At 74.9% G+C, this 22,183-nt stretch carries 15 protein-coding genes; 6 read left to right on the forward strand and 9 right to left on the reverse strand.

The window, feature by feature from the left end; genetic code table 11:
* Positions 1–1,520, reverse strand: a 1,520-nt coding sequence (locus ACIGW2_RS32310) for a Re/Si-specific NAD(P)(+) transhydrogenase subunit alpha (protein ID WP_399847599.1), incomplete at its 3' end; no start/stop codon positions are given.
* A 427-nt stretch (positions 1,521–1,947) separates the two neighbouring features.
* On the opposite strand from ACIGW2_RS32310, the gene ACIGW2_RS32315 reads away from it, so the two are divergent.
* Genes ACIGW2_RS32315 through fxsT form a run of 4 tightly spaced genes read left to right on the forward strand, consistent with a single transcriptional unit; the run spans position 1,948 to position 10,305 of the window.
* A complete protein-coding gene (locus ACIGW2_RS32315; protein ID WP_399847603.1) occupies positions 1,948–3,018 on the forward strand; it encodes a trypsin-like peptidase domain-containing protein in 1,071 nt (356 codons plus the stop codon).
* Entirely contained in the window at positions 3,015–4,547 is a 1,533-nt protein-coding gene (locus tag ACIGW2_RS32320; RefSeq protein ID WP_391652367.1) for a hypothetical protein, read from the forward strand. Before ACIGW2_RS32315 ends, ACIGW2_RS32320 begins: the two co-directional genes overlap by 4 nt.
* Positions 4,544–5,728 (forward strand): AAA family ATPase, encoded by a 1,185-nt coding sequence (locus tag ACIGW2_RS32325; RefSeq protein ID WP_399847606.1) that lies wholly within the window; start codon positions 4,544–4,546, stop codon positions 5,726–5,728. The genes ACIGW2_RS32320 and ACIGW2_RS32325 overlap by 4 nt, the downstream gene beginning before the upstream one ends.
* Complete coding sequence (fxsT, locus tag ACIGW2_RS32330; RefSeq protein WP_399847609.1) at positions 5,725–10,305, forward strand: FxSxx-COOH system tetratricopeptide repeat protein; 4,581 nt, start codon at positions 5,725–5,727, stop codon at positions 10,303–10,305. Before ACIGW2_RS32325 ends, fxsT begins: the two co-directional genes overlap by 4 nt.
* A gap of 25 nt (positions 10,306–10,330) precedes the next feature.
* Here fxsT and ACIGW2_RS32335 read toward each other — a convergent pair whose 3' ends face one another.
* From ACIGW2_RS32335 to fxsA, 3 genes are read right to left on the reverse strand one after another with little or no spacing between them, the layout of a single operon-like run.
* Positions 10,331–11,623, reverse strand: a complete 1,293-nt coding sequence (locus ACIGW2_RS32335; RefSeq protein ID WP_399847611.1) for an aKG-HExxH-type peptide beta-hydroxylase — start codon at positions 11,621–11,623, stop codon at positions 10,331–10,333.
* Positions 11,620–12,819: an FxsB family cyclophane-forming radical SAM/SPASM peptide maturase gene (locus tag ACIGW2_RS32340; protein ID WP_399847612.1), complete on the reverse strand. Its 1,200-nt coding sequence runs from the start codon at positions 12,817–12,819 to the stop codon at positions 11,620–11,622. Before ACIGW2_RS32340 ends, ACIGW2_RS32335 begins: the two co-directional genes overlap by 4 nt.
* A gap of 2 nt (positions 12,820–12,821) precedes the next feature.
* The gene (gene fxsA, locus ACIGW2_RS32345) at positions 12,822–13,151 is read right to left on the reverse strand and encodes an FxSxx-COOH cyclophane-containing RiPP peptide (protein ID WP_391652372.1); all 330 of its coding nucleotides are present in this window, start codon (positions 13,149–13,151) and stop codon (positions 12,822–12,824) included.
* 193 nt (positions 13,152–13,344) lie between these two features.
* Between fxsA and ACIGW2_RS32350 the strand changes: the two genes are divergently transcribed.
* A complete protein-coding gene (locus ACIGW2_RS32350) occupies positions 13,345–14,952 on the forward strand; it encodes a chloride channel protein (protein WP_391652373.1) in 1,608 nt (535 codons plus the stop codon).
* On the opposite strand, the gene ACIGW2_RS32355 is transcribed toward ACIGW2_RS32350, so the two are convergent.
* Positions 14,913–15,359 (reverse strand): CU044_2847 family protein, encoded by a 447-nt coding sequence (locus ACIGW2_RS32355; protein WP_399847614.1) that lies wholly within the window; start codon positions 15,357–15,359, stop codon positions 14,913–14,915. The two genes, ACIGW2_RS32350 and ACIGW2_RS32355, sit on opposite strands and share 40 nt — an antisense overlap.
* Before the next feature lie 205 nt (positions 15,360–15,564).
* On the opposite strand from ACIGW2_RS32355, the gene ACIGW2_RS32360 reads away from it, so the two are divergent.
* Positions 15,565–17,013, forward strand: a complete 1,449-nt coding sequence (locus ACIGW2_RS32360; protein ID WP_399847615.1) for a purine-cytosine permease family protein — start codon at positions 15,565–15,567, stop codon at positions 17,011–17,013.
* A gap of 48 nt (positions 17,014–17,061) precedes the next feature.
* Here ACIGW2_RS32360 and pntB read toward each other — a convergent pair whose 3' ends face one another.
* The 4 genes from pntB to ACIGW2_RS32380 form a co-directional block, all read right to left on the reverse strand.
* Entirely contained in the window at positions 17,062–18,480 is a 1,419-nt protein-coding gene (gene pntB, locus ACIGW2_RS32365; RefSeq protein WP_399847618.1) for a Re/Si-specific NAD(P)(+) transhydrogenase subunit beta, read from the reverse strand.
* A gap of 5 nt (positions 18,481–18,485) precedes the next feature.
* Positions 18,486–20,018: a Re/Si-specific NAD(P)(+) transhydrogenase subunit alpha gene (locus ACIGW2_RS32370; protein ID WP_399847619.1), complete on the reverse strand. Its 1,533-nt coding sequence runs from the start codon at positions 20,016–20,018 to the stop codon at positions 18,486–18,488.
* 212 nt (positions 20,019–20,230) lie between these two features.
* Complete coding sequence (locus ACIGW2_RS32375) at positions 20,231–21,343, reverse strand: sensor histidine kinase (protein ID WP_399847620.1); 1,113 nt, start codon at positions 21,341–21,343, stop codon at positions 20,231–20,233.
* Positions 21,340–22,071 (reverse strand): response regulator transcription factor, encoded by a 732-nt coding sequence (locus ACIGW2_RS32380; RefSeq protein ID WP_399847622.1) that lies wholly within the window; start codon positions 22,069–22,071, stop codon positions 21,340–21,342. The genes ACIGW2_RS32375 and ACIGW2_RS32380 overlap by 4 nt, the downstream gene beginning before the upstream one ends.
* Between the last annotated feature and the right edge of the window lie 112 nt (positions 22,072–22,183).

Genomic DNA, 22,183 nt, shown 5'->3' on the forward strand with positions numbered 1-22,183 from the left:
CGCGTCACCGCGAAGCCGCCGAAGACGTTGATGCTGGCGAGCAGGATCGCCACGCAGGACAGGACGGTCACCGCCGTGCTCGTGTGGCCGATCTGGAGCAGGGCGCCGACGACGATGATTCCGGAGATCGCGTTGGTCACCGACATCAGCGGCGTGTGCAGGGCGTGGTGGACGTGCCCGATCACGTAGTAGCCGATCACGATCGCGAGGACGAAGACCGTGACGTGCGGCAACAGGGCGGCGGGCGCGAAGGCGGCGAGCAGGAAGAGCGCCAGGGCCGCGACCGAGACCACGCCGAACCGGCGGGCCGGGGACGGGGGCCGCTTCACGGGTGAGACGGGTGCCGAGCGCGCGCCCACGGCCCCGGCCCCGTCGGCCGCCGCCGGGGTCCTGGGTGCGGCGGAGACCTCGACGGGCGGGGGCGGCCAGGCCACCGCGCCCTCCCGGACGACGGTGATCGAGCGCTGCACCGGGTCGTCCCAGTCCAGAACCAACTGCCCGTCCTTGCCCGGCGTCATCAGCTTCAGCAGATTGACCAGATTGGTGCCGTAGAGCTGCGAGGCCTGCGCCGGAAGCCGCCCCGCCAGATCCGTGTAGCCGATGATCGTCACACCGTTCTCCGTGACGACCTTCTCCCCCTTCACCGTGCCGACCACGTTGCCGCCGTTCGCAGCCGCCATGTCCACGATCACCGAACCCGGCTTCATGCCCGCCACCATCTCCGCCGTGATCAGCACCGGCGCCGGACGCCCCGGGATCAGCGCCGTGGTGATCACGATGTCCGCCTCGCGCGTCTGCGCGGCGTACAGCTCGGCCTCACGCGCCTTGTACTCCTCGCCCATCTCCTTCGCGTAACCCGTCTTCGAGACCTCCACCTCAGGCGACTCGATCGACAGATACTCACCCCCGAGGGACCGCACCTGGTCGGCCACCTCCGGACGCGGATCGGTCGCCCGTACGATCGCCCCCAGCGAACCCGCCATGCCGATCGCGGACAGCCCCGCGACACCGGCCCCCGCCACCAGCACCTTCGCCGGCGGCACCTTGCCGGCCGCCGTCACCTGACCGGTGAAGAACCGCCCGAACTCGTGCGCCGCCTCCACCACCGCCCGATACCCCGCGATGTTCGCCATCGAGGACAGCACGTCCATCGACTGCGCCCGGCTGATCCGCGGCACCGCGTCCATCGACAGGGCCGTGAACGGGCGGCGGCCCAGCTCCTCCACCATCGCCGGGTCGAAGGCCGGCGCGAACAGCGCGATGACCGTGGTGCCGTCCCGGAGCCGGTCGAGGCGGTCCGGTTCCGGGGCGTTGACCCCGAGGACCACGTCGGCGGCCGTGGCGTCGCCGAGGCTCGCGCCGGCCGCCTCGTAGGCGCTGTCGGGAAAACCCGCCGCGGCACCCGCGCCGGGCTCGACGACCACCTCGTACCCCAGCTTGCGAAGGGGTCCGACGGTGGCCGGCGTGGCCGCGACGCGTTTCTCGCCCGCCCGCGCTTCCTTGAGGACTCCGACAATCACGCGTGCTCTCCGTTCGCTTCTCTCGCCGTCATCGGCCTGTGCCCACTCGACCAGAAGTGCGCCCGCCGCGATCAGGGCCACGCCGATGCGGCACCACCGGCGTGCGCGGGCGGGCACACCGCGCACCGAGAGGCTTCCACACGGCCCACGGGAGGTGGCAAGACCGCGAAGCGGTCGGCGTGGTCGCGGCGGGCGTCCCGGGACACGGCCGGGGAGGTTCCCGGCGGGCGGGTCGCGGCGACGGCATTCGGCCACCTCGGCGCGGTCCGGCCGCTTTCCCCGACTTGGCCGGGCGCCGACCGGGTATTGCTGCTTAGCATGGCCGTAACACGCGCGTCTCCAGCACCTGGTTCACCGCGGCCGTGACCGGCCCCGGCGGGCGGGGCGCGCGGCGGAGGCTCGCGGAGCGGGGAACGGGGGCACAGGGGTGGGACATTCGCTCGCGGAGTCGTGGCGCGTACGGATCCTCGACGCACAGGGCGCGCCCGTCGGCGCCGGGGTGCTGGTGGCCGGCGGCCGGGTGGTGACCTGCGCGCACGTCGTGGAGGCGGCGCTCGGCCCGGACGACGGCGATCCCCGGGAGGCCGAGCTGTCCGTGGACTTCCCCGGCTCGCTCGTGCCCGGCGCCGGGCCGGTGCCCGCCGGGGTCGCGCCGCGCGGCTGGGCGCCGCCGGACGACGAGCGGGCGGACGTCGCCGTGCTCGAACTGCGCGCGGACGCCCCGGCCGACTGCGGGCCCGCCGTGCTGCGGCCCTGCGGCCCGGCCGGCGACCGGATCGTGCGGGCCTTCGGGCAGGCCGCCGGCGCGCGCGCCGGACTGTGGGTGCGGGCCCGCCTTGTCGGCTCGGGCGGTCTGAGTCCGGAGTGGATGCAGCTGGAGGCGGCGGGCGAGGCCGGGGACCGGCTGCGCCGGGGCTACAGCGGGGCGGGGGTGGTCGATTCGGCCGGTGACGTGCTCGGTCTGGTGGTCGCCGAGGACACCCGCGCCGAGCGCCGCACCGGCTGGATGATCCCGGTCGAGGTCGTCGTGCGGTACTGCCCGGACCTCGCGGACGCGGTCGCCGGCCCCGCGATCCCGGGCCCCCGCGCCGGCGACGCCCACCCGGCACCGCCCGGACCTGCCGCACCGCCCGGACCCGCCGCACCACCCGGATTCCCGCCCGCCGCCGACGAGGTCCTGCCCGCGCCCTGGCCGCCGAGCGCCGAGCGCGACCTCGCGCGGCTCCTGGTGAAGGTGCGCAGCTTCGCCGATCCGCACCGCCGCGAGCGGGTGTTGCGCGACACGGGAGAGGACATCGCCTTCCACGTCGAGCGGACGGGGGTGCTGATGAACGACGCCCGTGCGGTGCTCGGTCTGTGTCTGGAGTACGAGGACGGCATCGACCGGTTCGCGGCGGCGCTGCGCTGGTACGAGGGGGGCTCGCTGCCGATGCGGGCCTTCGACCGCGAGGTGGCCCGGCTGCGGACGCCGGTTCCCGGCGGCGGGCCCGGGCGATGAGCGGCTCGCACGATCCGTACTGGCGGCTCGCCCAGGAGATGGCGAGGCTGCGCCGCTCCCCCGCCGACACCGTCTCGGCGAGGGCGGCGGCGCTGCGGCAGGTCGCGGCGGAGTGCGGGGCGGAGCTGCGGGCGCCGGAGGGCAGCACCCTGGAGGCGCTGGCGCAGGAGCTGATGTACTGCGCCGAGCATCCGGGCGGACTCGCGGTCTATCTGGAGGAGTTCTCCCGCGGGCACCGGAAGACCACGACCTGGCAGGCCGTGCAGCAGCTGCACCGGCAGCTTTTCCCCTCCGACCTGCTGGAGCCGCACCACCGGCGGGCCCTGCACGAGCTGCTCGAGTGCAGCGAGCAGGCCCCCCGGCTGCGGGCGCTGGCGCTGCGGGTGCTGCACGAGTCCGGGGCCGGTCCGACGGCGCCGGAGGACTGGGGGCCGGAGCGGGGGCACGACGGGCGGCACTCGGAGGTCGCGGCGCTGCTCGCGGTGTTCGAGGACCTGCCGTACGGCTGGGAGGACGAGCCGCATCCGCTGCTGGTGTTCGTGGAGACCGTGGCCGTGCGGGAGGACGGGCCGCTCCGGGCGCGGCTGCACGCGTGGAGCGGGCGGGTCGCGGCCCAGCTCGGCTGCCGCAGTCCGCAGCGGCTCGCGCATCTGCGCGCGGAGGTCGCCGCCCGGGCGGGGCGGCCGGCCGCCCCGTACCGGCTGCTCGTGGAGATCACCGCCCGTACGCCGGTTCCGGACGTCTACACGGTGCGGTCCTGGGTGGTGCCGCCGGGGCCGGACGGGGCGCGGCCGTACGGCGAGCCGGTGCAGTTGTCCTCGCGGGCTGCGATGGAGGAGGAGGTCGCCGGGCGCTATCTGTCGTGTGTGCACGCGCTGGGCGAGCTGAGCGCGGGGATGCTGGTGGAGTTCCTGCTGCCGAGGCCGTTGCTGTGGCTTCCGGTGGACCAGATCATGGCCCGGCCGCCGGACTCGGTGGCCCGGCCGATCGGCGCCGACCACACGGTCCTGGTGCGCAGCCGGGACCGGTGGGCGAAGCCGCACTGGCGGCCGCGGCTGCACGCGCGTGCCGATCTGCTCACCACGGCGCCGGACACGGCGTTCGAGTCGGCGGCGGTCCGGGTCGTGCCGTACGGGGAGCGGTTGCGGCCGGTGGAGCTGCTGCGGCAGCTGCGGCACGACCACGAGCAGTTGGGCTGGCTGTTCCTCGAACCGCCGCCGTACACCGGTGGTCTGGAGGGCGACGCGGTCAACGTGCTGCTGGAGATGGGGATTCCGGTGATCGTGGCGGTGCGCGAGGTCGGCGAGCATCCGGAGGCGGAGCGCAAGACCCGAAAAGTGCTCGCCGGCAGGCTCATGGAACTGCCCGAGCGGGTAAGGATGTTGAGGGGCGAAGTGGGTCCGGACGCGGAGGCCTTCTCCGTGCTGGACCTGCATCGCCACATCAGCCTAGTGTGGGACGGTCGTGACGGACTGGAGGGGGCGGACGCCGCGCTGGGGCATCCGTCGACCGGGGGTGGCTTGCCATGAGCGGGGTGGACCGCGCGACGGACGGCATCGGCGGAGCCGGGGGTTCCGGTGAGGCCGGTGCTTCCCCCGGGGCCGTGGCCTCCGACGGGGCCGGAGTGACGCTCGGGGCAGCTGCGGGGGCCGGGCCGGTGCAGGCGCCCGACTGGTGGGTCTTCCGGGACACCGGTGAGCACCGCTCCCCCGGTGACGAGGTGCTGCCGAAGCTTCCGCCGCCGCCCGCCTGGCGCCGTTTCCGGCCGGAGTCGGAGCTCGGTCCGCTGTCCGTGCCGGTGCCCGCCGACGACCACGACACCCGGCGCCGGCTCGGCCGGCGGCGGGGCGGCACGCTGAGCCCGAAGGTGCTGCACGTCGTCAACGCGGCCATCCATCTGCGCCGTCCGCTCCTCGTGACCGGCGCGCCCGGCACCGGCAAGTCGACGCTCGCCCATCAGATCGCCTCCGAGCTGGGCCTCGGCGCGGTGCTGTGGTGGCCGGTGGTGAGCCGTACGACGCTGCGGGACGGCCTGTACGACTACGACGCGATCGGCCGGGTCCAGGACGCCCCGGCGCAGGGGCGCCGCTCCGGCGGTGGCGGCGGGGACGGACCGCTGCCGGGCATCGGCCGCTATCTGACCCTGGGTCCGCTGGGGACGGCGCTGCTGCCCTGGCGGCGGCCCCGGGTGCTGCTCGTGGACGAGCTGGACAAGAGCGACGTGGACCTGCCGAACGACCTGCTGCACATCTTCGAGGAGGGCGCCTACCGCGTCCCCGAACTGGAGCGGCTCGCCCAGTCGCAGCGCAAGGTGGAGGTGGCGACCGCCGACCACGACCACCGGGTCACGGTGACCGGCGGGCGGGTGCGCTGCGCCGAGTTCCCCGTCGTCGTCATCACCAGCAACGGGGAGCGCGACTTCCCGCCCGCCTTCCGGCGCCGGTGCCTGGAGGTGCGGATGCCGCCGCCCGACGGGCAGCGTCTCGCCGCGATGGTGGCCTCGCACTTCGGCGGGGCGCTCGACGAGCGGACCCGGGCGCTGGTGCGGGAGTTCGTGGAGCGGCGCGGCGACAGTTCCGACATGGCCGTGGACCAGCTGCTCAACACGGTGCACATGCTCACCAACGGTGCGGCGGAGGCCGACGAGGCCTCCTGGTCGCAGCTGCGCGACGCCCTGTGGCGGAATCTGTCCTCGGACACCTCACCATGACCGGACCCGAGGGCTCCGCAGGGCCCACGGCCCGCGAGTGGGCGGAGGCGGTCTGGCTCGCCCAGGTCATCGGGTCCGAGGAGGGGCCACCGGGCCCGGTCCGCTCCGGTGGGCGCCCGGACGAGGCCCCGGCGGTCCCGGGCGAGGACGCGGGGGCCGGTGCTTCGGACGCGCCGGGCCCGCCGCCCGCCGGATCCCGGGATTCCGAGCGGGACTCCGGGCGGGACTCCGACCGGGGGCGGGAAGGGGACACGAGCCGGGCCCCGGACCGGGACGCGACCGCGGGCCCGGCCGCGACCCCGGACCTCGGCGCGGAGGACGGCGACGTCCCGCACGGCGCCGGCGCCACCGCCCCCACCGTCCCCGACGGCCCGCTGCCCGGTCTCCCCCGGGTCTCGCACACGCTGTCCTCCGGCCGGGGCACGGTCCGCGGCGACGAACTGCCCGGCGCGCTGCGCGATCCGAGGGCGCTGGCCCGCGCCCTGCGCCCGTTCAACCGGCGGCTGCCGGGCGGGGCCCGGCGGCGGGTGCTCGACGAGGAGGCGACGGCGGTCCGGGCGGCGGAGACCGGGCGGTGGCAGCCGGTGCTCACCCGGCCGCCGGACCGCTGGTTCGAGGTGGCGCTCGTCGTGGAGCGCAGCGTGTCGATGACCGTGTGGCAGCCGGTGGCCCGGGCCTTCGCCGAACTCCTGCGACTCCAGGGCGCGTTCGCGGACGTGCGGCTGTGGTCGCTGGACACCCGGGACGGCAAGCACGCGGTGCTGCGCCCGGCGGACGGCGGGCCGGGGCACAGCCCGGCCGAGCTGTTCCGGCCGGACGGGCGCCGGATCGTGCTGCTGATGAGCGACTGCGTGGGCGACGCCTGGGCCGGCGGGGCGGTGCCCCGGCTGCTGCACACCTGGGGCAGACGCGCGCCCGTCGCCGTGCTCCAGCCGTTGCCCACCCATCTGTGGGACCTGTGCGACGGGGTGCCGATGGAGCTGCGGGTGCGGGCGGCCGCGCCCGGACTGCCCAACTCCCGTCTGGAGCTGCTGCGGTACGGGCGGTGGGAGCGCCCGCTGGACGCGGACCCGGCCGATCCGCTGCCGCTGCCGGTGCCCGTGCTCGAACTGGAGCCCGACTGGTTCGCGGGCTGGTCCCGGATGGTGACCGGCGGCGCGCTGCCCTGGACGGAGACCACCTCGCTCCTCGTGGACGAGCAGGGGCTCACCGCCCACTGCCTGCCGCCCTTCACCTGGGAGGAGCGACGCCGGCCGGTGCCGCCGGACCAGGCGGTGCGGCGCTTCCTCCAGCACGCCTCGCCGGCCGCCCGGCGGCTCGCGGCCCGGCTCGCGATGGTGCCGCTGCGGCCGGAGGTGGTGGAGGCGGTGCGGCAGGCGCCGACCTCCTCCGGCGGGCCGCTGCCCTTCGCCGAGATACTGCTCGGCGGACTGCTCGCGTTACGCACCGCCGGCACGCCGGGACGGACCGGCGAGGAGTACGTCTTCGAGTTCCTGGACGGGGTGCGCTCCGGGCTGCTGCGCGGGCTCGGCCGGACCGAACTGCTGCGCACCCTCCAGGAGACCTCGGCGCTCGCCGGGCGGGCCGTCGGAGCCCGGCCCGACCTGCTCAGCACGGTGATCGGGAGCCGGGAGGAGCCCGACGCGGACACCCTGACCCGTCTGGACCGGGAACTCCTCGACGCCGCCGGGCCCGCGCTCAGGGCCCTGGGTCCACCCTATGGTGCGGTTTGGGACCCGGTTCGGGGGGCGCCGCCGTTCGGGCCGGTCACCACCGGGGAAGAGGTGAGGGCGGAGCGGGACCCGGCGCCGGTCCCGGACGCCGCCCGGGTCGACGACAGCACGCCCCCGAACGCAAAGGACACCACCAGCATGGAAGCCCCACCGGCGGGAGGCACCGCGGCGGATGCCACGCCCCCCGGCTCCGAGACCCCGTCCACGCCCTCTCCCACGCCCACGACCGCGCCCGACACCGGCCCCGTCCCCGCCCCGGCCTCCGGCAGCGGCGACACCAACGGCCGCGGCATCAGCGTCGGGAGCCGCGGCGGCGGGACGGGCGGGGGCTCCGGAGGGGCTCCGGCCGGTCAGTCGCGCTCGCCCCGCTCCGTACCCCTGCCCAATCCGCACTTCGCGGGGCGCGAGTCGGAACTCGGCGAACTGCACCGGCAGTTGGGGGCGAGCACCCGGGCGGCCGTGCTGCCGCACGCACTGCACGGCCTCGGCGGGGTCGGCAAAACACAACTGGCCTTGAAATACGTGCAGTTGCACCGACACGAGTACGACCGGGTGTGGTGGATCGACGCCGAGCAGCCGGCCGTCATCCGGGCCCAGCTCACCATGCTGGCGCCCGAGCTGGGTCTCGTGCCCGACCCGCAGAGCGACACCGTGGCGCGCGTGCTCGCCGCGCTCGCCGAGGGCGCGCCGTTCCGCCGCTGGCTGCTCGTGTTCGACAACGCGGGGCAGCCGGGCGACGTCATCCCCTATCTGCCCTCGCTGATCGGCGACTCCGAGGGCACCGGGCGCATCCTCATCACCTCGCGCCACGCGGGCTGGTCGGACCGGGTGCTGGCGACCAAGGTGGACGTCTTCACCCGCGCCGAGAGCCTGGACTTCCTGCGCACCCGGGCGCCGTGGGCGAGCCCCGAGCAGGCGGACCAGCTGGCCGAGTTGCTCGGCGACCTGCCGCTCGCCCTGGAGCAGTGCGCGGCGCTCCAGCGGCAGACCGGCATCGCGGTGCCGGAGTTCCTCGCGATGATCGAGCGACGGCGGGCCGAGGTCCTGGCCGAGGGCGTCGACTCGATCACCCTGCCGGTCGCCGTCGTGTGGCGGGCCTCGATGAAGTCGCTGGCCGCACAGACCCCGGGCGCGCTCGAACTCCTGCGGCTGCTCGCCTTCTTCGGGCCCGAGCCGGTCGCCCTCGACTTCCTGCACGACGCCCGGATGCTGCCGCTGCCGCCGCCGCTCATGCGACTGGCCCGGGACCCGCTGGCCCGGGGCCGGACCATCCGGGCCATCAACCAGTTCTCGCTGCTCACCGTCGACAACGTGGCCGGCACGGTGCAGATGCACCGGCTGGTGCGGGCGGTGCTCCAGGACGAGCTGCCGGAGGCCGAGCAGAGCGAGATGCGGCACCTGGTGCACCAGGTCATCGCCGCGCACGACCCGGGCGACACCCAGCGCTCGGAACACTGGAAGAACTACGCGGACATCCTGCCGCACCTGGAGCCGACCGGCCTTCCGCACTGCGAGGACCGGCACATCCGCGAGACCGCGCTGCACCTGATCGCCTATCTCCTGGCGCGCGGCGTGCTGCGCGGCGCGGCCCAGCTCGGCGAGCGGATCAGCACGGACTGGCGCTCCTTCCTGGGCGCGGACGACCTGCAGACCCTGTGGGCGATGCGCTACCGGGCCAGCGCGCACTGGCAGTTGGCCGAGTTCGACACCTCGCGGCCGCTGAGCGAGGAGGTGCTGCGGCGGCTGCGGGACACGGTCGGCGACGACCACGAGTACACGCTCACCGCGGCCGGCGCGCTCGCCGCCGACCTGCGGACGGCGGGCCGCCTGGCGGACGCCCTGGAGCTGGACGAGGACGCGTACCGACGCAGTGTGAACGTGTACGGGGCGGAGGACCCGTTCGCGCTGCGGGCCGGGCACAACTTCGGGGTGAGCCTGCGCGTGAACGGGCGGTACCGGGAGGCGCTGGAGCTGGACCGGCGGGTGCACCGGGACCGGCGCTCGGTGCTGGGGCCGACCGCGCACTCCACGCTCTTCTCGGTCAACAACGTGGCCCGTGACCTGCGCGAGTGCGGGGAGTACGCGGCGGCGCTGGAACTCCAGGAGCAGACGGTCGCGCAGTACCGCGAGCTGTACGGGGACCGGCATCCGCACACCATGCGGGCGATCAAGAACCTGTCGGTGACCTGCCGGAAGGCGGGCGACTTCGCGCGCGGGCGGGCGCTGGCCGAGGAGGCCCTCGACCTCTATCTGGCGATCTTCGGGCCGATGCACATCGACTCGCTCGCCGCGTTCGCCAACCTGGCCAACGACCTGCGTCTGACGGGCGATCCGGAGGCCGCCGAGCGGCAGGGCGCGCAGGCCGTGGAGCGCTATCGCGCGGTGCTCGGGCCGGAGCATCCGCTGACCTTCGTGGCGGCGGTGAACCACGGTGCGGCGCTGCGCGCGGTGGGCAAGTTCCCGCAGGCGCTGCGGCTCGACCAGGCGACCGCGCCCGGTCTCGACCGGGTCCTCTACCCGACCCATCCGTGGCCGCTGCTCGCGCACGTGAACCTGGCCTCGGGCCTGGCGAAGGCGGGCGAGCACCGGGCGGCCCGGGAGCTGGGCGAGCGGTGCGCGGGCATCCTGGAGGAGCGGTACGGGGACCGGCATCCGGCGACGCTGGCGGCGCTGTGCAACCTGTCGCTCGACCTGGTGCACTGCGGGGAGCCGGAGCGCGGCGAGGAACTCCTCGCCTCGGTGGTGCGGCGCTACCAGGACACGCTGGGGCCGGATCACTGGGAGACGCTGTCGGCGGAGGCCGGGCGGCGCGCCGAGTGCGACATCGAGCCGCCGCCGCTCTGATCCGGCCTGAGCCGGAAGAAACGGCCTAGTCCCAGGAGGCGAGGAGGGCGCGCAGCGCGCCGAGGAGCCGGCGGCCCTCCTCCGTGGTCCATTCCTGGTGGGCGGCGAGGGTGGCGAGCGCGCTGCCCGCGGTGTGCCGCCAGTGGGTGTACGGGCGCTCCGCCGCGGGGTTGCCGAGCCGCCGTTCGGTGCGCCAGAAGGCGGCCGTGACGAGGAAGGCGGAGGCGCCGTGCAGCAGGGCGGCGGGCGGGCGCGGGCGGGGGCTCCAGGGTGCCTCGGCGCGGGCGCCGTGCGGCGCGTGGAGCAGGGCGGCGAGGTCCATGGCGGCGTAGAGCAGCGAGTGCTGGGTCTCGTGGACGAGGTCCGCGGCGAGTTCGACCGGGTCGTCGACCGGGGACAGCGCGGCCAGGCCGGTGGCGTCGGCGAAGGAGGCGCTGCGCCAGCCGTTCGCGTCCGCCCCGGCGAGCGGCACCACCACGCGCAGCGTCTGGGCGATCGTGCGCGCCCGCTCCGGGTGACGTTCCGTCAAAATCCGCCAGGCGGCGTGGAGTCGCCGTCGCCAAGCGGTCTCTTCGTCCGGTGCGATCGGGCGCGGCGGCAGCGGGTCGGGGCCGCCGAGGCGGAGCGGGTCGAGGGTGTCGAGCCGTACGGCGGCGTGCGGGCCGAGCCGCAGTCGCGGCACGGGCCACCAGCGGCCGGCCCCGCCGTCTCCGGCTCCCCCGGCAACCCCGGCGACCCCGGCGACCCCCGAGGCCCCTGCGGCCCGCAGCGGCAGGGGCGGCGCCCCGTCCCGTACGACGAAGGCTCCGCTCGCGTCGCGGTGGACGATGGCGGTGCGGGGGCCGGGTGCGGCGAAGACGGCGGCGCCGGTCCCGGGCAGGACCAGGGCGGTGCCGTGGGCGACCGGCACCCGGATGCGGAAGGGCAGCCCGGCGCGGAGGGCCGCGGCGGCGGCGAACCGCGCGAGGTCGGCCGGGAGGTGGCCGGTGGTGTCCCCGCCCGCGGGCGGGCCCGCGGCGGCGAGCCGGGCCAGCCAGGCACCGGCCTCGGGGCCGCCCCACAGCTCGGCGTGCACCGCGGGCCGGGCGCGGCGCACCTCGGCGAGCAGCGCGACCGCCGCCGCCCAGTCCGGGTCGGCCCGGTGGTGCCGGTGCGCGACCCGGAGCAGCAGCAGGTTGCGGTTGCGGCGGGCGGTGCGCAGCGCGTCGAGCAGGGCGGGACCGGGGGTGCCAGCGGCGAGCGGGCCCCAGGGGCCCTGCCGGGCGTCCGGAAGGCCGGACGGGGAGGCCGGCGCGGAGGCTGGCGGGCGGAGGTTCATCCGGCGCGCTCCGCGCCCCGGCCGGCCGGGGCGGGTCCGGCGGGAGCGAGGTCCCCGGCGACGGTGCGGGCGACATGGCCGATGAACCGGGCCAGGTCGGGGCAGTACACGGACGGGTTGGCGTGCCCGGCGCCGCCGGATCCGGCGCGGTAGCGGTGCGGGTAGTGGCCGCCGCCGCAGACGGCGACCAGCGGGCAGGCCAGGCAGGTGGCGCAGAGTCCGGCCCGGCCGGCCTGCCGGGCGGCGACGCCGGGGTGGCGCAGGAGCGCGTCGAACGGGTCGCGGTGCACGCTGAGTCCGGTGCGGTCGGCGCCGTCGTAGGTGGTCTTGAGGTGGTCGGAGAGGGTCAGCGCGCCGTCGGTGTCGATGACGGCGAGCCGGCTGGGCGCGCCGCCGATGACCTCGCTGGCGGAGTCGCCGCCGAGCAGCAGGTCGAGCACGGACTCGAAGAGGCTGATCCGGGGCGTCGGTCCGGGGCCGGCGTACCAGCGGTCGAAGACCGGGACGAGCCAGTCGGCGTAGGGGGTGCGGGCCGGGTCGGCGGTGCGGCCGGGCGGCGGCGCGGTCCAGTTGCCGAGCGGCAGGATGAGGGTGAGCGCGGGCGGGTCGTAACCGAGCAGGTGCTCGTAGGTGGTGAGCGGGTCGGTCGTCGGGTCGACGGTGGTGAGCAGCCCGGCCCAGACCGGGCGGTGCTCGGGGCGGCCGAGCAGGGCGAGGGCGGCGGCGACCCGGGCGTGGCTGCCGCGTCCGGCCGGGTCGCGGCGGTACCGGTCGTGGACGGCGGGCGGGCCGTCCAGGCTGATCCCGACGCGGATGTCCTCGGCGTGGCACAGCCGCAGGAAGGGCTCGTCGAGGAGGGTGCCGTTGGTCTGCAGGGCGACCTCGGCCCGGGTCGTCGCGGGCAGGGCGGCGCGCAGCGCGCGGACGAAGCGGGCGAGGAACTCCGGTCCTGCGAGCAGGGGTTCGCCTCCGTGCAGGATGACCCGCACGGAGCGGAGGGCGTGTCCGCGGGCGTGTTCCGCGATCCGCCGGACGAGCCGGTCGGCGGTGGCGGGCGCCATCCGGACCGGCTGGGCGCGCCAGCCGCGGTCGGCGCTCTCGTACACGTAGCAGTAGCGGCAGGCGAGGTTGCAACGGCTGTGCACCTTGACCAGGAACTCCCGGAAGGGGAGCGGCGGCCGGGAGGGTCCGGGCACGGTCACACCGGGGTGTCGTCCGTGGGCACGGCGGACGAGTCGTAGGCGGCGAGCGGCGCCTCGTCGGCCGTGAGGCGGTCGAGCACGCGCCGGGCGGCGCGGGCCAGGACCGGGTTGGGCGCGTCGAGGAGTTCGTCCAGCGGCAGTCCGGCGAGATCGGGAAGCAGGCCGGCGGGCAGGTTCGCGGGCAGCCCGGCGGGCAGAGCCGCGAGCTCCGTCAGGTCCGCCGGCCCGGCCGGGTCGTCCCATGCCGCCGGACTCTCCCCTTCCCCCCGGTGTTCCCATGCCGCCGGGACGACGTCCGGACCTCGTTCGAGTGGACCGGCCCTCATGCACTCCCCCTGTCGCACGCTGGTGCCCCTCTCCGTGTCATGGCCATTCATCGGCCCCGTCAAACAGTTGCCCGATCCCCGGCGGCGGGATCGGGACGGCGCGGCGGTGGCGCGGGCCCACCCCGTCCTGGGCCACAATGCTGCTCGAAGCCACGGGATGTCATGCGAACGCCCTAACGACCAGGGGGATCCGATGAGTTGGAAGCGGAAGCCGCACCGACCTCGTGCCGCGTCCGGCCGTCCGCTGCCCTCCGCCGCGGCCCGGCTGCTGCCCGTACCCGGCGCCTCGTCGGACCCGCTGGCGCGCTGGATCGTGCCCTCCGTGCTGATCGGCGTGGTGGCGGGGCTCGGCGCGGTGGCCCTGTTCGGGCTGCTCCACCTGTGCTCGGAGCTGCTTCTGGAGGGCGTCGCCGGGTTCCGCCCCTACCGCACCTCCGCGGAGGGCGGCCCGAGCGCCCTGGTGCCGTCCGAGCGTCCCTGGGCGGTGCCGCTGGTGGCGGCCGGCGGCGCGCTGCTCGCGACGGCGTTCGCGGTGTGGCTGGCGCCGGAGGCGCGCGGCCACGGCACGGACGCGGCGATCGCCGCCGCGCACGAGAACCCGACGGGGATGCGGGGCCGGGTGACGGTGGTGAAGCTGGTCGCCTCGGCGCTGACCATCGGCTCCGGCGGTTCGGGGGGTACGGAGGGGCCGGCGGCGCAGATCTCGGCGGCGTTCGGCTCGGTGATCGCCCGGCGCACCGGCATGTCCCGCCGGCAGGCCCGTACGGCCCTGGTGATCGGCCTCGCCTCGGGCGTCGGTGCGATCTTCCAGGCTCCGCTGGGCGGCGCGCTGCTCGGCGCGGAGCTCCTCTACCGCAAGGACATGGACGCCCGGGTGCTGCCGAAGGCGCTGATCGCGGCCTGTGCGGGCTGGCTGGTGTTCGGTGCCTGTTACGGCTTCGCGCCGGTCCTGGGCCGGCACGGTGCGGACGCCGGGGGCCTGGGCGCGGGTGACTTCGTCCTGATCGCGGCGACCGGGCTGCTGTGCGGGCTGGCCGGGCGCCTGTACACGGGCGCGTTCTACGCGGTGCACCTGCGCACCGAGGCGCGGGTCCGGTCGCTGCCCGCCCGGCTCGCCGCGCCGACGGCGGCGGCCGTGCTGGTCGGCGTGCTCGGCCTGGTGGTGCCCGGCGTGCTGGGCACGGGGTACGGCCTGATGGAGGCGCTCACCGATCGGGAGCTGGTCGCCGGGCTGCCGGTCCTGATGCTGCTCGCCATCCCGCTGGCGAAGATCGCGGGCACGGCGCTGACGGTGGGTTCGGGCGGCTCGGGCGGCATCTTCGGGCCGGGCATGGTGGTGGGCGCGGGCACGGGGGCGCTGGCCTGGCGGCTCGGCGAGCTGCTGCACCTGCCGTCGGCGGGGCCGCTGCCGTACGTGGTGGTGGGCATGGCGGCCTGTCTGGGGCCGGTGGCGAACGCGCCGCTCGGCGTCCTGGTGATGGCCACGGAGATGGTGGCGGACGCGTCCCTGCTCGGCCCGGGCCTGCTGGCGGTGCTGTGCGCGACGGCGGTCACGGGCCGCACCACGCTCTACCGCAGCCAGCCGGCCCGGCGGCCGGCGGAGGGGCCCGAGCCCGCCGGGGTCCGTCCGGCGGGCCCGCCGGCACGGCCCGCCGCGCCGCCGGCGGCCCCGGAACCGGCCGCGCCCCAGGCTCAGGGAGCCGGCCCGGAGCCGCAGCACGCTCCGACGCCCGCGCCCGCGCCGGCCGTGCCGCCGATGGCTCAGCCCTCGCCGTCCGCGCCGGCCCGCGCGTCCGACTGAGCGTCGGCGCCGCCGGGCGTCCCGCCGCCCGCCGCGCCGCCGTCCTCTTCCTCCTCGGCGGGCCGCCGCCGGTCCTCGCGCTCCCACACCACCTTGACCTTGAGGTGGCCCTCGACCCCGGTGCGGGCGATCACCGCGCCGGTCTCCACGTTGAACTTCACGCCGAACTCCAGCTCGACCGTGGACGGCGGCCGGGGCAGGGCGACCATGCGCTCCAGCGTCCGTCCGGCCATCCGGCGCACCTGGTCGAGGCCCTCCTCGAAGCGCCCGGCGGCCACGTCCACGGCGCCCTCCCCCGAGCGCGCCCGGGCCCGGGCCCGCACGATCTCCGGATCGTCCTCCTCGAAGGCCACGTAGACGGCGGCCTCTCCGCCGCCGAGTGCGAACCGCGCCAACTCCTCGGCCATGCCCCTCAACCCCCTTGCCTGGAACGGAACTTACGGACCGGCAGCGTAGCGGCTCGCACCGCCCCGCGGTGAAATTCTTCATTCAGGGTATTGAAGCCTGTTGCTTCCTATGCGAGATTCGGCGGACCGCAGCGCGGGACGCCGGCTGCGGTCCGTCCGGGCGACGCCCGGGAACCGCCGCGGGAAGAGGGAAGAGGTCGCCACGATGCCCGTCCAGCACACCCCCGGGGAACGCCTCGCGATGGAGAGGCGCACCATCGAGGTCATCCCCGACGCCGAGCGGCACGGCACGCCGCGCAGCCAGTTCACGCTGTGGTTCGGCGCCAACATGCAGATCACCGCGATCGTCGACGGCGCCCTGTCCGTCGTCTTCGGGGCCGACGCCCTGTGGGCGATACCCGCACTGCTGATCGGCAACGTGCTCGGCGGGATCGTGATGGCGCTGCACTCCGCGCAGGGGCCGCGGCTCGGCGTACCGCAGATGATCTCCAGCCGGGCGCAGTTCGGCGTGCACGGCGCGGTCCTGCCGCTGGTCCTGGTGATCCTGATGTACCTGGGCTTCGCCGCGACCGGCAGCGTCCTCGCCGGCCAGGCGCTGTCCGAGCTGCTGCACCTGGACAGCACCCGGATCGGCATCCTGCTCTTCGGCGCACTGACGGCCGTGGTCGCCGTCACCGGCTACCGGCTCATCCACGCTGCCGGCCGGGTGGCCACCGTGGTCGGGGTGCTCGGCCTCGGCTACCTCCTCGTCCGGGTGTTCACCCAGTACGACGTCGGGGCCCACGTCGGGACCCAGGGCTTCGACCCGGCGACCTTCCTGCTGGCGGTGGGCCTCGGCGCGGGCTGGCAGCTGACCTTCGGCCCGTACGTCGCCGACTACTCGCGCTATCTGCCCCGCGACACCAGCACCCGCGCGACCTTCTGGTCCACCTTCGCCGGCTCCGTGATCGGCTCGCAGTGGGCCATGACGCTCGGGGCGCTCACCGCGGCCGTGGCGGGCAAGGCCTTCCTCACCGACCAGGTCGGCTTCCTGGGCGAGCTCGCCGGACCCGCGGTCCTCGCCCTGCTGGTGTACCTGGTGATCGTGGTCGGCAAGCTGACCGTCAACTGCCTGAACGCGTACGGCGGTTTCATGTCGATCCTCACGACGGTCACCGCCTTCGACGGGCGCTCGCGGATCTCGGCCGCCGCCCGCGCCGCGTACATCATCGGCTTCACCGCGGTCTCGGTCGCGATCGCGCTCGCCGCCAGTGCCGACTTCCTGAACAACTTCAAGAACTTCGTGCTGCTGATCCTGATGGTGTTCACCCCGTGGAGCGCGATCAACCTGGTCGACTACTACCTGATCTCGCGCGAGCGCGTGGACATCCCCGCCCTGTACGACCCCGAGGGCCGCTACGGGCGCTGGAACCTCACGGCGCTGACCTGTTACGTCGTCGGCGTCGCCGTCCAGATCCCCTTCCTGGCCACCAAGCTCTACACCGGAGCCCTCACCAAGAAGCTCGACGGCGCCGACATCTCCTGGATCGTCGGCCTCGCCGTCACGGCGGCGGTGTACTGGCTGTGGGTGCGGCGCACCGCCGACCCGCCCGCCGAGACGGTCTACCCGGCCGGGACCGGCACCGCCGACCTCGTCGCCTCACCGGTCGGCTGAGACCGCGCGGTGGGGGCCTCCCGGGGGAGGCCCGCACCGCGCCGCGGCTCAGAGGGCGCCGACGATGTCCTCCACGCGTGCCTTCGCGTCGCCGAAGAGCATGGCGGTGTTGTCCTTGAAGAAGAGCGGGTTCTGGACGCCCGCGTAGCCGGAGGCCATCGAGCGCTTGAAGACGATGACCTTGCCCGCCTCCCAGACCGTGAGGACCGGCATGCCGGCGAGCGGACTGGAGGGGTCCTCGGCCCCGGCCGGGTTGACCGTGTCGTTGGCGCCGATCACCAGGACCACGTCCGTCTCGGCGAAGTCCTCGTTGATCTCGTCCATTTCGAGGACGATGTCGTACGGGACCTTGGCCTCGGCGAGGAGCACGTTCATGTGGCCGGGCAGCCGGCCGGCGACCGGATGGATGCCGAAGCGCACGTCGACGCCCTTCGCCCGCAGCTTCGAGGTGAGCTCGGCGACCGGGTACTGGGCCTGGGCGACGGCCATGCCGTAGCCGGGGGTGATGACCACCGAGCGGGCGGAGGCGAGGAGTTCGGCGGCGCTCTCGGCGGTGATCTCCTGGTGCTCGCCGTAGTCGACGTCCGATCCTGACGGGGCCTCGATGCCGAAGCCGCCGGCGATGACGGAGATGAAGGAGCGGTTCATGGCCTTGCACATGATGTAGCTGAGGTAGGCGCCGGAGGAGCCGACGAGGGCGCCGGTGACGATCAGCAGGTCGTTGCCGAGCAGGAAGCCCGAGGCGGCGGCGGCCCAGCCGGAGTAGCTGTTCAGCATCGAGACGACGACCGGCATGTCGCCGCCGCCGATCGAGGCGACCAGGTGCCAGCCGAGGGCCAGCGCCAGGACGGTGACGACGACGAGCAGCCACAGCTCCGGCGTGATCACGAACCACACGGTGAGGGCGACGAAGAGGCCGAGCGAGCCGAGGTTGAGGGCGTTCTTGCCGGGCAGCATCAGCGGCTTGGAGCTGATCTTCGCGGAGAGCTTGAGGTAGGCCACGATCGAGCCGGTGAAGGTCACGGCGCCGATGAACAGGCCGATGAAGACCTCGGCGTGGTGGATGCCGAGGGTGCCGAGCGCGTCCAGGGCGCGCGCCTCGTGGCCCGCGGGGTCGTGCTCGACGTTGAGGAAGCCGTTCCAGCTGACGAGGACGGCGGCGAGGCCGACGAACGAGTGCAGCAGCGCGATGAGTTCGGGCATGCCGGTCATCTCGACCCCACGGGCCCGCTGGATGCCGATCAGCGCGCCGACCAGCATCGCCAGGGCCATCAGGCCAAGTCCGGCCGTGCTGACGTCGCCGTCGACCGCGAGCACGATCGTCGCGACGAGGGCGACGCCCATGCCGAGCATGCCGAAGGCGTTGCCGAGCCGGGCGGATTCGTGCTTGGACAGTCCGGCGAGGGCGAGGATGAACAGCAGGGCGGCAACGAGGTAGGCCGCCTGGGCGGCGATGGTCGCAGTCATGTCAGTCAGCTCCGGTTGAACATGGCGAGCATGCGACGCGTCACCGCGAAGCCGCCGAAGACGTTGATGCTGGCGAGCAGGATCGCCACGCAGGACAGGACGGTCACCGCCGTGCTCGTGTGGCCGATCTGGAGCAGGGCGCCGACGACGATGATTCCGGAGATCGCGTTGGTCACCGACATCAGCGGCGTGTGCAAGGCGTGGTGCACGTGGCCGATCACGTAGTAGCCGATCACGATCGCGAGGACGAACACGGTGACGTGCGGCAACAGGGCGGCGGGCGCGAAGGCGGCGAGCAGGAAGAGCGCCAGGGCTCCGAGGGCCACTCCGCCGAACTTCCGCCCGGTCGTCATCGGCGCCTTCTTCGGCGCGGCTTCGGTGGCGGTCGCGGGCGCCGCGGGCGCCGGTGCGGGGGCCGCCGAGACCTGGACCTGCGGGGGCGGCCACGCCGACTCGCCCTTGCGCACCACGGTGATCGAGCGCTGCACCGGGTCGTCCCAGTCCAGAACCAACTGCCCGTCCTTGCCCGGCGTCATCAGCTTCAGCAAGTTCACCAGGTTCGTGCCGTAGAGCTGCGAGGCCTGCGCCGGAAGCCGGCCCGCCAGATCGGTGTAGCCGATGATCGTCACGCCGTTGTCGGTGACGACCTTCTCCCCCTTCACGGTGCCGACCACGTTGCCGCCGTTGGCGGCGGCCATGTCCACGATCACCGAACCGGGCTTCATGCTCGCCACCATCTCGGCGGTGATCAGCACCGGCGCGGGGCGTCCGGGGATCAGCGCGGTGGTGATGACGATGTCGGCCTCGCGCGTCTGGGCGGCGTAGAGCTCGGCCTCACGCGCCTTGTACTCCTCGCCCATCTCCTTGGCATAGCCGGTCTTGGAGACCTCCACCTCAGGGGACTCGATCGACAGGTACTCGCCACCCAGCGAGCGGACCTGGTCGGCCACCTCCGGACGCGGATCCGTGGCCCGTACGATCGCCCCCAGCGAACCCGCCGTGCCGATCGCCGCCAGACCGGCCACGCCCGCGCCCGCCACCAGCACCTTCGCGGGCGGCACCTTGCCGGCCGCCGTCACCTGGCCGGTGAAGAACCGCCCGAACTCGTGCGCGGCCTCCACCACCGCCCGGTAGCCCGCGATGTTCGCCATCGAGGACAGCACGTCCATCGACTGCGCCCGGCTGATCCGCGGCACCGCGTCCATCGACAGGGCGGTGAACGGGCGGCGGCCCAGCTCCTCCACCATCGCCGGGTCGAAGGCCGGCGCGAACAGCGCGATGACGGTCGCCTCCGGCCGCACCCGGTCCAGCTGCGCCGGTTCCGGAGCGTTCACGCCCAGGACCACGTCAGCGGCGGCCGCGTCGCCGACGCTCGCGCCCGCGGCCTCATAGGCGCTGTCCGCGAAGCCGGCCGCGGCACCCGCGCCCGGCTCGACGACCACCTCGTACCCCAGCTTGCGAAGGGGTTCGACGGTGGCCGGCGTGGCCGCGACGCGATGCTCACCTGCCCGCGCTTCCTTGAGGACTCCGACAATCACGAGTGTTCTCCGTCCCGACTCGATCGGCAGTGCGCGCCCGCGAACACCGAGCACGGCGCACAGCCTGAAGGCCGGGGGCTCACCTTGAACAGCTCCCGCCGGTGAGGCGTACGCAACATGGGCCCGGGGCCCGCTCTCCCGTAACGTCGGACTCTCCGCTCCGTCCGCCGCCGCCCGGCGACCGCGTACGGTGCGGGTCAGCCCGGCCGGGGTCAGCCCGGGGCCGAGGGGAGGGTGACCTCGAAGCGGCAGCCGCCGGGCACGTTGCGCACCGCGGTGCGGCCCGCGTGCGCCTCGACGATGCCGCGGACGATGGCCAGGCCGAGACCGGCGCCGGCCGGCGGGGTGCGGGCCTCGGTGCCGCGCCAGCCGGTGTCGAAGACCCGGGGCAGGTCCTCGTCCGGGATGCCGCCGCAGCCGTCCGTGACGGACACGACGACGGCTCCGTCGCGGCGTTCGGCGGCGACCGCGATCGTGCCGTCGGCGGGGGTGTGCCGGATGGCGTTGACGAGGAGGTTGGCGAGGACCCGGGTCATCTCCTTGCCGTCCACCTCGACCGGCACGGCCTCGACCGTCTCCCCGACCAGGCGCACCCCGTGCTCGCGGGCGAGCGGGTCGGCGCCGCTGAGGGCGTCGTCGACCAGGTCGTACACGGACATGCGGCTGGGGCTGAGGGTCAGGGCACCGGCGTGGATGCGGGAGAGTTCGAAGAGGTCGGTGACCATGCCGGTGAGGCGCTCGACCTCGGTGCGGATCCGGCGGTGGTAGCGGGCGGGGTCGGCGGCCATCCCGTCCTCCAGGGCCTCCGCCATCGCCCGCAGCCCGGCGAGCGGGGTGCGCAGGTCGTGGGAGATCCAGGCGACGAGCTCCCGGCGGGAGTCCTCCAGGGAGCGCTCGCGGCGCCGGGAGGCGTCGAGCTTCGCGCTGGTGGCGGCCAGTTCGCGGGTGAGCGCGGCGAGTTCGGCGGTGGCGGCGCCGTCGGGCGCGGAGAAGCGGCCCCCGTCGCCGAAGTCCCGGGCGGCGCGCGCGAGGGCCCGGCTGCGGGCGACCACCCAGCGGCCGAGTACGAGGGCGGTGCCCAGGGACACGAGGGCCGCCATGGCGGCGACCACGGTCACCACCCACAGGTCGTGCGCGGAGAGGAACATCGCCCGGGCGACGGCGAGCGTCCCGGCGAGCATCGCGGTCACGGTCACGGCGGCGACGACCGTCAGCGAGACGGCGACCGAGCGGTGCCGCACCAGCCGGAGCACGACGGCCCCGGCCAGTCCGGCGCAGACGGCTCCGCCGAGGGCGAAGGCGGCGATGAGCAGCAGGTCCTTCACGCTGCGGGGTCCTCCGTCCGGTCCGGCTCGAAGGCGTAGCCGACGCCCCACACGGTGCGGATGAGCGAGGGCCGGGCGGGGTCGTCCTCGATCTTGGCGCGCAGCCGGCGGACGTGCACGGTGACGGTGGAGAGGTCGCCGAAGTCCCAGCCCCACACCCGGCGCATCAGGTCCTCGCGGCCGTGGGCCGTGCGCGGGTGCTCCATGAAGTACGCGAGGAGGTCGAACTCCCGCAGGGTGAGCGGCAGTTCCGTACCGCCACGGGTGGCCCGGCGGGTCGCGGGGTCGAGGGTCAGGTCCCGGGCGCGCAGGACGGCGCGGGGCGCGGCGGGTGCGGTCGCGCGGCTGCGGCGCAGCACGGAGGTGACGCGCAGGACGAGTTCGCGCGGACTGAAGGGTTTGGTGACGTAGTCGTCGGCGCCCACTTCGAGCCCGGTGATGCGGTGTTCCTCGTCGCCGCGCGCGGTCAGCATGATCACCGGTACGGGTCCGGCGGAGCGCAGTCGGCGGCACACCTCCAGGCCGTCCAGGCCGGGCAGCATCAGGTCGAGGACGACGAGGTCGGGCCACCGCTCGCCGGCCCGGCACAGGGCGTCGGGTCCGTCGGCCGCGTGCTCGACGGTGAAGCCGGCCCGTACCAGATAGCCGGTGACGACCTCGGCGACGGTGGGGTCGTCGTCCACCACCAGGATCCGGGCCGTGTCCTGGGGGACGGGGTGCTCGCTCATGCGGCACAGCCTCGCATCCGCTCCCGCGGGCGGTCACGGCCACGGGGGCGGATGGGGGCGGGGCGTCCGCGATTCGTAAGGTCTGCCGCGGTCCGGCGGCGCGTGCGGGACC

This window comes from Streptomyces sp. NPDC053541 (assembly GCF_044544705.1).
In the GTDB taxonomy this organism is placed as follows: Bacteria; Actinomycetota; Actinomycetes; order Streptomycetales; family Streptomycetaceae; genus Streptomyces.